At 34.6% G+C, this 11,279-nt stretch carries 12 protein-coding genes and 1 pseudogene; 4 read left to right on the top strand and 9 right to left on the bottom strand.

Annotated elements, in window-relative coordinates; genetic code table 11:
- Positions 1-195 precede the first annotated feature (195 nt).
- A pseudogene (locus AX762_RS01735) lies at positions 196-661 on the top strand (GAF domain-containing protein).
- Between the two features lie 134 nt (positions 662-795).
- Here AX762_RS01735 and rpsD read toward each other — a convergent pair.
- The 9 genes from rpsD to AX762_RS01690 form a co-directional block, all read right to left on the bottom strand.
- The gene (gene rpsD, locus AX762_RS01730; RefSeq protein ID WP_071847449.1) at positions 796-1,401 is read right to left on the bottom strand and encodes a 30S ribosomal protein S4; all 606 of its coding nucleotides are present in this window, start codon (positions 1,399-1,401) and stop codon (positions 796-798) included.
- 231 nt (positions 1,402-1,632) lie between these two features.
- Positions 1,633-2,028 carry a DUF2177 family protein gene (locus AX762_RS01725; protein WP_218162447.1) on the bottom strand — a complete coding sequence of 132 codons (396 nt, stop codon included), beginning with the start codon at positions 2,026-2,028 and terminating at the stop codon, positions 1,633-1,635.
- Positions 2,029-2,142: 114 nt separating this feature from the next.
- Positions 2,143-3,912 carry a DegV family protein gene (locus AX762_RS01720; RefSeq protein WP_071847448.1) on the bottom strand — a complete coding sequence of 590 codons (1,770 nt, stop codon included), beginning with the start codon at positions 3,910-3,912 and terminating at the stop codon, positions 2,143-2,145.
- Between the two features lie 755 nt (positions 3,913-4,667).
- A complete protein-coding gene (locus AX762_RS01715) occupies positions 4,668-5,795 on the bottom strand; it encodes a hypothetical protein (protein WP_071847447.1) in 1,128 nt (375 codons plus the stop codon).
- A gap of 166 nt (positions 5,796-5,961) precedes the next feature.
- Entirely contained in the window at positions 5,962-6,522 is a 561-nt protein-coding gene (locus AX762_RS01710) for a sugar O-acetyltransferase (RefSeq protein ID WP_071847446.1), read from the bottom strand.
- Positions 6,519-7,154 carry a DUF1054 family protein gene (locus tag AX762_RS01705; protein ID WP_071847445.1) on the bottom strand — a complete coding sequence of 212 codons (636 nt, stop codon included), beginning with the start codon at positions 7,152-7,154 and terminating at the stop codon, positions 6,519-6,521. The genes AX762_RS01710 and AX762_RS01705 overlap by 4 nt, the downstream gene beginning before the upstream one ends.
- 108 nt (positions 7,155-7,262) lie before the next feature.
- Positions 7,263-7,952, bottom strand: a complete 690-nt coding sequence (locus AX762_RS01700) for a 5'-methylthioadenosine/adenosylhomocysteine nucleosidase (RefSeq protein WP_071847444.1) — start codon at positions 7,950-7,952, stop codon at positions 7,263-7,265.
- A 22-nt stretch (positions 7,953-7,974) separates the two neighbouring features.
- A complete protein-coding gene (locus tag AX762_RS01695; protein ID WP_071847443.1) occupies positions 7,975-8,208 on the bottom strand; it encodes a hypothetical protein in 234 nt (77 codons plus the stop codon).
- A 2-nt stretch (positions 8,209-8,210) separates the two neighbouring features.
- On the bottom strand, positions 8,211-8,774 hold the full coding sequence (locus AX762_RS01690; protein ID WP_256244349.1) for an NUDIX hydrolase: 564 nt from the start codon (positions 8,772-8,774) through the stop codon (positions 8,211-8,213).
- Positions 8,775-8,944: 170 nt separating this feature from the next.
- On the opposite strand from AX762_RS01690, the gene AX762_RS01685 reads away from it, so the two are divergent.
- From AX762_RS01685 to AX762_RS01675, 3 genes are all read left to right on the top strand, one after another.
- The gene (locus AX762_RS01685) at positions 8,945-9,637 is read left to right on the top strand and encodes a 5-bromo-4-chloroindolyl phosphate hydrolysis family protein (protein ID WP_071847441.1); all 693 of its coding nucleotides are present in this window, start codon (positions 8,945-8,947) and stop codon (positions 9,635-9,637) included.
- Between the two features lie 48 nt (positions 9,638-9,685).
- Complete coding sequence (locus AX762_RS01680; protein ID WP_071847440.1) at positions 9,686-10,894, top strand: toxic anion resistance protein; 1,209 nt, start codon at positions 9,686-9,688, stop codon at positions 10,892-10,894.
- Positions 10,895-10,990: 96 nt separating this feature from the next.
- A complete protein-coding gene (locus AX762_RS01675; RefSeq protein WP_071847439.1) occupies positions 10,991-11,233 on the top strand; it encodes a GlsB/YeaQ/YmgE family stress response membrane protein in 243 nt (80 codons plus the stop codon).
- The last annotated feature ends 46 nt before the right edge of the window (positions 11,234-11,279 follow it).

Genomic DNA, 11,279 nt, shown 5'->3' with positions numbered 1-11,279 from the left:
TGTAATGATATAAATTAATACAGCAAGTAATACAAGACTTAATGTAACATCTAATTCTACTGTCATGCTTTCGCCTCCAACAATTCTTTGCCTTTTATGGCTTAGTCTCTCTTTTGTATAGTATATCAAACTTATGTAAATTATGTTATACTAGCAAGCAAATTAAATAAATTTAAATACAGAAAGGATCAACTTATGTCACGCACGATAAAATTCATGTTAAATAAACAACTAGATGCCATCATCAAAGAGGAAAAAAATACAATAGCCAATTTAAGTAATGCTTCTGCTTTGTTGTTTGATCAGCTTTCCAATATTAACTGGGCAGGATTTTATTTATGGGATTCAGAAGATGATGAATTAATTTTAGGACCCTTCCAAGGTAAAGTTGCTTGCATTAGGATCAAACATGGTGAAGGTGTCTGCGGGACTGCTTTCAAGGAACAACGGTCACTAATTGTCGATGACGTCCATCTCTTTCCTGGTCATATTACCTGTGATGCTGAAAGCCAGTCGGAAATAGTCGTTCCTATAACAAAAAATGGCAAACAAATCGGCATTTTAGATATTGATGCACCTATAAAGAACAGATTCTCAGAAGAAGACCGCTCTATTGCTAGAAGAATTTGTAGCTGTTTTATTACAGTATATAAATATTTAAACGCTTTATACACCTGTCAATCACAGTTTATTGATTATACTCTATTTTCAATTTGTGCTTTGAAACCTAGCAGTGAACTAAATAATCATCAAAAAAAGGCTGGGACAGTGTCCCAGCCTTTTTTGCAGATTTAATTATCTGTTGTAATATTCAACGATAAGTGCTTCTTCAATTTCAGCAGCCATTTCTTCACGTAATGGTAAACGTGTAAGTGTTCCTTCTAATTTTTCATCATCAAATGATACAAAATCGGGACGGCCAAAGATTGATTCAACAGATTCTTTGATTATTTTCATATCTTTAGATTTTTCTCTTACACCAACAACATCATTAACTGATACGCGGAATGATGGGATATCAACGCGTTTACCGTTAACAGTGATGTGTCCGTGGTTTACTATTTGACGTGCTTGACGACGTGTTGTTGCCAAACCAAGTCTATAAATAACGTTGTCTAAACGTTGTTCTAGTAAGATCATGAAGTTAACACCATGTTTACCTTCACGAATTTTACCTGCTTCAGTAAACAAGTTAAAGAATTGACGTTCATTTAATCCGTACATGAAACGTAATTTTTGTTTCTCTTTTAGTTGCATACCATATTCTGACAATTTAATACGTCCTGTAGGTCCATGTTGACCTGGTGCGTAAGGGCGACGTGCTAATTCTTTACCAGTACCTGTTAAAGAGATGCCTAAACGTCTTGATTTTTTCCATGATGGTCCAGTATATCTTGACATTATAAAATTCCTCCATTTTTGTATATCTTTATGGAGTAAAATAACGTATGAAAGCTCAGTAATACGTGCAGTTTCTTTTCAATCTTCACCTTTGCAGCCGCTGGTTACACAATTGCGCTCATGTACTTTATGGCAAGAAACTGTTGACGTTGTTACCACTTTCCGCTGCGATATTTTACACAATTACAAGTATAGCTCTCATTCTGTTCTAAGTCAACTATTCATCTTGATTTAAAGCATGGAAGAAAAATAAAAACTAATGGCTGATACTACTCCACCTAAGGTTGTCCCCCAAATTAAATCGATAATGGTAATCTTTAATGGCCAATTTTCAAGAGTTGCTAAATTAGTCAAATCATAGGTTGCATAGGTAATAAAACCAAAGAACATGCCTCTCATTAGTGCTTCAACGATGCTTTCTGACAATAAAGCAGGATGAATAACAAAAAATACTAACCCAAGAACAAAAATCAAATAAAAGATGATTGCCGCAATCCAATTGGGCTGATCCTTCATGATAAAGCCAATTTGGTCTCTATATAATTTATTGGCGATAAGACCTAACCAAAGTATATCGACTAAGAAAAAGACGGCAAGTGTAATCATATATATAATGAAATATCTCACTGGATAACCTCCTGTTTTTCGGTGATTTAGGAATAAAGATGCCTTTTTTTAAATACTCTTAGAAAGTAGCGATATCTTCATAATGTTTCTCGAAAAATAGTAAAATCATGCTTTTTATTCAGTAATGTATGCGACGGCAACGGCACCAATACCTGCACCTACTGCAATAATCCCGGAACTCTTCGTAATATATTCTGGTTCTTTATTTAGTGTGTCTTTCAGGGCATCAGCAAATTCTCTTCCTAATAGAGGATCGTCTACATAGGTAACAGCATAGTGCTTGATGCCTTTTGTTTCGTTGATGTGTTTCATATGTTTCAAGATTTTCTTAAGCGCTCTGCTAGGACGGAAAGCAATTTTAAAGATTCCACCTTCACCATTCTCATCCAAGGTTATTATCGGTTTCAATCCTACTTTCTTGGCAATCCCGCCTGCACGTACACTAAGTCTTCCAGAAGCAATCATATTATCCAGCGTATTGATTTTAACCAATATTTTAGACTTTCCAATCGATTTTTCTGCATCTGATAAAATTTCATCAACTGATTTATTAGCCTTTAAGTTCTCAATTGCCTGCCATACGATCAGCCCTTCCGCAACGGAGTTTTGTTTCGTATCTATGATATGAATCGCCTGCTTGTTCTCATTGAACTTTTCAGCAGCTTTTGAAAAAGCATTATAGGTCCCACTTAATGCTTTTGCAACGGAAAAGACCACAACATTCTCATAATAAGACAATAAATAATGGTAAGCATTTTCGATACTCTTAATCGTTGGTTGTGATGAAGTCGGATGGGTCTTCTTTGATTTAGCTAAGTCAAAGAGTCTCTCGTTACTTACGGTAAGTTTGTCTACGTAAGATTCGTCCCCAACAAGTAGCGACATGTGAATCACATGAACTTGAGCATCATCGATCAATTCTTTTGGTAAGTCCGCAATCGAATCAGTCATAATAACAGTTTTATACTTTCTGTTATGGATCCGGTCATACTGCTCAACCATATCATCGACCTTCTGTTCAATGATCCTTCCATGATCAGAAAGACGTTTAAACATCTCGGCAGGGTCATTCGTGTGAATGTGCAATCTGGTTTTTGTTTTACCTTTAACTTGAACGATCGAATCGCCAATATCAGATAAGAGACTTTTTAAATCAGCAACATTTGAATCTTTTTCAATTAAAGCTTCAGTACAATAACGATAGTGAAAATCATCGTTATCATGATGCTCAATCGCTGGAATGATTTCTTCTACTTCTGTAATATCCTTTGTAATTAAATGCCCATGGATGCCATCTAAAAATCCTTTAATAAAATAGGCAAAGCCTTTAGCCCCTGAATCGACAACAGACGCTCGCTTAAGAACTTTTAACTGATCGGTTGTGTTCTCAACAGCAATCTCCACATTTTTTAATGCTGTTTCAAGCAGTGTATCAAAGGTTCCCTGGCGACTTAGTTCTGTACTTAACGCATCATGAAAAACGGTCATAGTGGTTAAGATCGTCCCTTCAACAGGATTTTCCATTGCTTGATAGGCATACTCCATCCCATTTTTACTTGCCGAAACAAAGTCTTCTTTTGTGATAACTGTTTCGGCCGTTATTCCTTCGCTGAACCCTTGAAAGTATTGGGCGAAGATTAATCCGGAATTTCCCCGTGCGCCAATAATGGCTGAATCTGCAATAGACTCCAAGGTTGTTTTGGTATTTTCTTTTAATTCTGAATGATGAACAATGCTGTGCATAGTAGAGAAAAGATTGCTTCCTGTATCCCCATCTGCTACCGGAAAGACATTGATTTTATTTAAAAACAACCGGTTGTTCATGACCTCTTTTGCACCATTGATCAAGCTGACATATAATTCATCGTGTGTAATTGTGTCCATAGTTATCCCCTACCTTTTCTCATAGTCGAATCAGCCAGATATACTTATATAAACGTTACCGTTATTCAAGTATATTCAAGCTCCTCCAATAATTTAAAACCCGCATTTTCTAATTTCATATTCAACTAGTGCCACCAGTAAAAAATTATGACTATAATGTTTTACGAATATAATAAACCGATCTAATAAGTTTAATTAACGTATCTACTATGGATTATACAATAAAATGTATACGCCTGTCATTAATACTGTCTCATTTATTAGTTTTTCAAAATAAAGAAACCTGGTTTAATCTTTCTCTCTGAAGCATTTCAAAAAAATATTGTCAAATAAGAAAATAGTGAGTTTTCATTCTAGTAGCTACTCAAGTAAACTTAAACTTGGTATTTTATAGTCTGAATATTTTTTTGGGAATATTGTTCTTGAAACTTATAATACAGGAAATAACTGATTAGTCATTTTTTCAATACATTTATTGAGCAGTCCTCTCATCAAAACGGTCGACCATAAGATTTATCCGATAAAACGAAGCGGATAAGATGATAGGGATTCCAGAAATATAAGCGCTCCAATTTTTATTTAACTGATAATAATGATATACGGATTCGAACCTAAATATTGTAGCGAAAACCTGATCATGTAGCATGAAAAAGGAAGAAAGCCACACAGCTTTCTTCCTTTGATAAACTATTTTGAAATCTTTTCTATACGTAAAGTCAGATAATAGCTTTTGTATATTTCGTTGTGGCTTTGACTTAAAATCTCAACAGTGCTGCTATGCCTGTATCAGATGGCATACCTTCTGTTTCGAGCACAAATACGTTGCCTTTTGTTTTTAATACGTTGTGAACAAGCTGATTTATAAAAATGTTATTCTCCGGACTTTCATGATGTTGTCCATTTCCATCTATATGCCCATTAACCTGATAGTGATCTTCCAGTAACAATGTATCGATTTTCCCTTGGATGCTTGCCATTGCTAAGTCGTTGTATTGTGCTCCTAATTTAAATTCAGGTGTTGTTTCTTCAAATTGTTTAACCACTTTTTCGTAGCGTCGATTGATAATCTCATCAACGACTTCCTTTGTTTTTGCTTGAATATCATTATCTGTTAACTTTGCCGAAGAGGCTTCAACACGAGTTTCATCAAGATATGCATTTTTTGATATTTTTTTGAAATCGGCAATATTTGCAGGAAGTGCAAACAGCACTAACGGTAACTCAGAAGGTTTAGAGAAATACTCATTCACATATTTATCTACTTCTCTGAAGTAATTGATTTGATCAATTGCAACTTCATTACTTTTTTCGTTGTGTCCATGGAACATACCTGTTCCGGGTCCCCCAGCATAATCCGCTACATTTAGTGCACCGCCGGTCAGTTCCTCACCTAATGCTTTAACTAATGTATCTGGTGCGTCTTCCGGTAAGTCTATTTTTTGAATGGTATCCTTACGTCCACTGTAGAGACTGAATTTATCATGGTTAAGGCAAAGCAGATGATAATAACTGATATACTGAAAATTAGCAATTAATGGTAAGATATATGCTTTATCAGAAACGACTACCCTTGTATGAACTGGTACACTTAGTAGATAATAATATACCTCATCGGGTGTAATATAAAAAACAATACTATCAGTCACTTTTCTCCAAAAATGAGTATTGTCTTTCAGTCCATTTACTTTTTCAAGTAATCCATCGCAATACTTTTTATCGAATTTTTCGCATAACTTTTCTTTAGCTTGTTTTAATAAATTTTGAAATTGAATCTGATTAGCTTCTATATCATAAGAATTTGATTCAGAGTTAAGTGCTAATGAGACAACGACCTCATTTTCTTGCAGAAGTTCATCAGTTGGAAACGCAAACAATTCTATCATGTGCTTCACCTTCCATTCATTATTTTCTTCTGGTCCAACTAAATTACAGGTTAGTTACAGAAGAGTTCTATAGTTATATCATATCTAAACGTGTGGAAAATGTCTAAAGATACGCTACATAAGATAAACGTACGTTAGTTATAATATAATCATTTCAATAAGATCTCTAGCAATCATTATCAATGACTTTTATTATTTTTGCCGGGACTCCACCGATAATAACATTATCTGAAAATGATTTTGTTACCACTGAGCCAGCAGCCACAACAACATTGTCTCCCAATGTTACTCCTCCTATTATCGTTGCATTTGTCCCGATCCAGCAATTGTCTCCAATAGTGATAGGTCTTCCAAATTCATAACCGGAATTACGTTCTGTCGCTTTCAGGGGGTGTTCACCCGTAACCAAGTTAACTCCTGGACCCAGCATCGCATTTTTCCCAATGGTTATTGGACATACATCTAAAAAGACACAATTAAAGTTCGCGTAAAAGTCTTCTCCAACGTGTATATTATACCCATAGTCTAATCTGAAGGTCGCTTCTACCGTGATATTCTCTCCTGCACTTCCAAATAATTCTTTAATGATTTTCTTTCTTTCCTGATCTGTCTCCACTCGATTAAATTCTTGTGCTTTTGAATGAGCTGACACTCTTTCTTTTACTAACTCCATATCAGAAGCCTTATACATTTTCCCAGCAATCATTTTATCTTTTTCGCTTATCATTTCATCTCTTCCTTCCGATACAAATCCAGCAGTTCTTTATACATAGGCAACAAACCATTTAAAGTATCTTTAAAGAATTTTTTTTGCATAGTGTTGTCCAATAACTCTTCACTTGAAGGAGTAAGTACTCTACCGAGCATAAACTCTCCTTTTTTTACATTAATTAATCGTTTTAATGTTTTTTTTATTGTGTCTTCTTCCGCTTTTTGAATATCGGGTTTGGTGTGATCCCCAGAAACAAAATAATCATCATCTAAATTTTCCCATAACGATCGACGATTTAAAAGATATTCTCCCATAGTCTTTTCGTGTTTTGGATTATCAATGAGTGATAAAAATATAAAAATATGCTTTTCATTAATACCGATTTGAATATGAGGATATTTTTTATACCCACGGTTATTTCCTCCGATTGCACTCCACGTTGATTCCGGTGCGTTTGTTGTTCGTCTTCGGTGTTGGGCAATGTGAAAAGATCCATCAAATTCAGTATAGGCATTTACATCATTTATGTAAGCATCACCTAAGTTTTGAAAAACAGGCTGAATCTGCTTTCTTATGGCGCTCATTCGTTCATCGAGTCCATCAATATTAAAAATATCGAAATCAGAATATCTAAAAAATTCTTTCATTCTATTTCCTCCTTGAAGTCACTAGTTATCGTATCAAAAGAGCAGATATCTCGTTCCTCTATCTAAAAATCTGAGGCAATGGTTCTATCTACTCTATTTTTGTTTTATTTACAGTAAAGAAATAAATTGTATAACCGTATCGGCTGATTTTTTACCAACTTTTTCTATAAATTCATCGAATGAAACCGAGGCTTCTTCATCTGCTACATCGGATACAGCTCTAATAACAACAAAAGGAATATCGAACTGGTAACACGTCTGAGCTACCGCGCCGCCTTCCATTTCCGTTACTAGGACATCTTTAAAGTGTTCGCGTATTTCAGAAATCCTTTTTTTGTCACTGACAAAGGAATCCCCTGTTACGATCAGTCCTTGTTTGATATCCCAATTTTTCTTTACTGCTGCTTTTTTAAATAGATCGATTAAATGTGGGTCTGATTGATACCTACTTGGCATTTGAGGTATTTGGCCATAGTCATAGCCAAATACTCGCGCATCCGCATCATTATAAGATAACTCTGATGAAATAACTAGGTCTTCCACAGCTAAGCCGTCGCCAATCCCACCTGCAGAGCCAGTATTTATGACTGCTTCTACTTTATACGTATCAATGAGCAGTGTTGTCGCAATAGAAGCATTGACTTTACCAATGCCTGCTTGCGCCAAGACAACTTCGGTCCCTTGAATGGTTCCTTCATAAAAATATTGATTAGCTTTTACTGATTTTTTCAATTCTTGTAATTGAGCAACAATTTCTCTAGCCTCTTGCTCCATAGCAGCTATAATTCCTATTTTCATATTTATCCTTCCTTAACAGTTTTTATATAAAGAAAACAAAAGACAGTACAATTAACAATAATAATGCAACGATTATTATTGCAAGAGTCAAACGTTTCTCAATTAAGCGATATCTATCCATTTCATTTGATCTTTTTTTGGTTGTTCTGCCTACTTTATTTAATTTCCGTTCTGTTTTCTTAGTTTCTTTGGTTAATAATTTCTGCTCTTGTTCTTTTAATTTTTCTTCTTCTTTTTTCTTTATTCTAGATGACATGATTATTCTCCTAGCTTTATCTCTAATTTTTTCATTTTCCAGTAGAATAATGCAAAGACTGTTTTAGAGTCTCTCAACAAGCCCTGCTCGTATAAATCCCAGGCTTCGTCATATGTCGCTATGATAACTTCCACGGTCTCATCATCATCCGGTGCTAAAGAATCATCTACCAGATATAAATCGGTTGCTTCATAAATTTCTAAGAATTCATCTGTAAAGCCTGGTGTACTATAAAAAGACGTCACAAATTTCCAGGATTTTGCATTGTAATCTGTTTCTTCTTCTAATTCTCTTTTTGCCGTATGCAAACCATCAAGATCGGAATCGTCTTTTAATCCTGCCGGTATTTCAATGCTCACTTGATCAATAGCTTTACGATATTGCTTGACCAAAACTATTTCACCCGATCGTGTAAAAGGTATGACCGCTGATGCGCCTGCATGTCTTACAATCTCTCTTTGAGACATTTCTCCATTAGGTAATTTCACTTCTTCTACAATATATTCGGTTACATTCCCCTTATATATTGAAGTGCTTTTAATTGTCTCTTCATAAAATTTCATCATTTCATCTCCTAAGTAATTATATTTTTTATCATACCCTATTTATGGAAGTATTTCATCTCACTTCATACACTTCTTATAAATCCAACTAAGGTCCTATATAAATTTTTTCGGGTTTTGTGATATTATTAGTGTAGAGGAAATTTATCAATTCACGAGAATGGAGGATTAAAATGAAACAATCAAATACACGTTTAAATATCACCAATGCCCTAACTTTATTCGTCATTATGTTTATCTTTCTGTTAATGGTCGGATTTGAAATAAACATTTTCATATCATTATTGTTAAGTATCGCAATAGGTGTCTTAATGCTCAATCTATTAACAAAAACCGTTAGCGGACATACAAAAGAAAGGCTACCTCGTCTTTCCAAAGAAAAAGAAGAGTTCTATTCTTCCAAAGGATTATCTAGAGAAGATATAGATTATTTCAGGCGAACAATGTTTCAAGCTCAACAACAAATCGTCTCTATAGAGCAACATATGCAAAAGTCTGGCAAACTTAGAGCAATTGAAAATCGTAACAACACATTAGCATTATCCAAAGAATTATTTAAAGACATCACTCATGAACCAAATAGACTGCATGACGTTGATAAATTTTTATATGTTCATTTGCCATCACTGGCTGACCTTTCTGAGAAGTATTTAGAAATTGAAGGACATAAAGCCAAAAGTAAAACAACTTATGATATTTTAGAAAAAGCAGCTCTTACCATTGATAAGATGTGTGAGCAGATTGCTGAAGATTATGTAAAATTTAAAGCAGATGACATTCAAGATATGTCCGTTGAAGTTGAATTAGCTAAACGGACTCTTAATCATAAACAATCAGACACACAAGATTTCGATAGTTCAATCTAGGTAAATAAACTCAACCCCAATATAAATATTATACGAGAGGTGTAAACTATGCCAAATAATCACGAAAAACAGTTTGATACCAATAAATCAGCTGATATTGATGATTTAATTTTAAATCCATTTGGTTCAGAAAAACCAAATATCGATAAGGTCAAAAAAGATAGTCACTCGTTGACAAAAAAAACTGAAGCAAAAAAAGTGATTGATACACTTAGTGACCAACGAAAGACACAAGCTTACGAACTAGCTAAACAGATTGATGTGTCAAACAGTGATTCCATTTTAGATTATGGTGCTCAGGCTCAACAAAAACTGGGTGAATTCTCTCATTCCGTGCTCAATCATGTCCAGAATCAGGAAACCAATCAAATTGGTGAAACACTCAATGACTTGATGTTTCGATTAAAAGAAGCTGACCCTAATGAATTGAAAGCAGAAGATCAGAACCTTTTCAAAAAGATGTTCAGAAAAATCAATCGGTCTATTTATGAAACGACGGCAAAATACCAAAAGATAGGTGCTCAAGTAGATAAAATAGCTGTTAAATTAGATAAAGAACGTGAACTTCTATTAAATGACAATGAAATGCTCGAAGAATTATACGACAAAAATTTCGACTATTTTGAAGCTTTAAATGTTTATATTGCTGCAGGAGAAGTCAAGATAGATGAATTACAAAGCGAAACCATCCCTAAAGCGATTGAACATGCTGAATCTAGTGAAAATCAGATGGAAGTTCAAAAAGTCAATGACTTGAATCAATTTTTAAATCGACTCGATAAGCGTGTGTATGATTTAAAAACGGCTCGTCAAATGACTATTCAGCAAGCGCCACAGATTCGGCTCATTCAAAATACGAATCAGGCATTATCAGAAAAAATTCAGACATCTATTAATACTGCCATTCCTTTATGGAAAAATCAGATCGTGGTTGCATTGACACTACTTCGTCAAAAAGAAGCGGTAACTGCTCAAAGACAAGTATCAGAAACCACTAATGAACTGCTGAAAAAAAATTCTGAAATGCTGAAAATTTCTTCTATTGAAACAGCAAGAGAAAATGAGCGAAGCATCATCGATATAGAAACACTTGAAAAAACACAGTCAGATTTAATGGAAACTTTGGAAGAAACGTTAAATATTCAAAGAGAAGGACGATCTAAACGCAAAGAAGCTGAAGTTCAGCTCACTCAATTAGAAAGTCGTTTAAAAGACCAATTACTAAAATTGACCGAACCCAATGATTCAACTGAATAAAATCCTTTAGTTCTCGAGTCAAAATATTTGAATAAAATGTGACGGTTTCATATACTATAAAAGCAAGGTCATATTTCAGAAAGAGGAGAGATAAGTATGTTAGGATTTATTTGGTCACTTATTATTGGAGGAATCATTGGTGCAATCGGTCAAGCTATCGTTGGTACAAATGTTCCCGGTGGTATTATTGGTAATATCATAATTGGTTTCATTGGCGCATGGGCTGGCCACGCACTATTCCAAATGGGACCACAATTAGCTGACTTTTATATTATACCAGCTATTGTTGGTGCTATTTTAATTGTTTTCATATACGACTTGATTGCAAGCCGTCTATAAAAAGTACATTAAAATAAAAAAAGACTTCCTTTATTGAATTACTACC

The organism is Alkalibacterium sp. 20, from assembly GCF_001885615.1.
In the GTDB taxonomy this organism is placed as follows: Bacteria; Bacillota; Bacilli; order Lactobacillales; family Carnobacteriaceae_A; genus Alkalibacterium.
Note: the sequence above shows the minus strand (reverse complement) of the source record. Positions and strands in the feature narration are given on the sequence as shown.

Coding starts and splice junctions, on each gene's coding strand:
- rpsD (WP_071847449.1), bottom strand. CDS start 1,401: ATGTCAAGATATACTGGACCATCATGGAAAAAATCAAGACGTTTAGGC.
- AX762_RS01700 (WP_071847444.1), bottom strand. CDS start 7,952: ATGAAAATAGGAATTATAGCTGCTATGGAGCAAGAGGCTAGAGAAATT.
- AX762_RS01675 (WP_071847439.1), top strand. CDS start 10,991: ATGTTAGGATTTATTTGGTCACTTATTATTGGAGGAATCATTGGTGCA.
- AX762_RS01690 (WP_256244349.1), bottom strand. CDS start 8,774: ATGATGAAATTTTATGAAGAGACAATTAAAAGCACTTCAATATATAAG.
- AX762_RS01720 (WP_071847448.1), bottom strand. CDS start 3,912: ATGGACACAATTACACACGATGAATTATATGTCAGCTTGATCAATGGT.
- AX762_RS01715 (WP_071847447.1), bottom strand. CDS start 5,795: ATGATAGAATTGTTTGCGTTTCCAACTGATGAACTTCTGCAAGAAAAT.
- AX762_RS01685 (WP_071847441.1), top strand. CDS start 8,945: ATGAAACAATCAAATACACGTTTAAATATCACCAATGCCCTAACTTTA.
- AX762_RS01705 (WP_071847445.1), bottom strand. CDS start 7,154: ATGAAAGAATTTTTTAGATATTCTGATTTCGATATTTTTAATATTGAT.
- AX762_RS01695 (WP_071847443.1), bottom strand. CDS start 8,208: ATGTCATCTAGAATAAAGAAAAAAGAAGAAGAAAAATTAAAAGAACAA.
- AX762_RS01710 (WP_071847446.1), bottom strand. CDS start 6,522: ATGATAAGCGAAAAAGATAAAATGATTGCTGGGAAAATGTATAAGGCT.
- AX762_RS01680 (WP_071847440.1), top strand. CDS start 9,686: ATGCCAAATAATCACGAAAAACAGTTTGATACCAATAAATCAGCTGAT.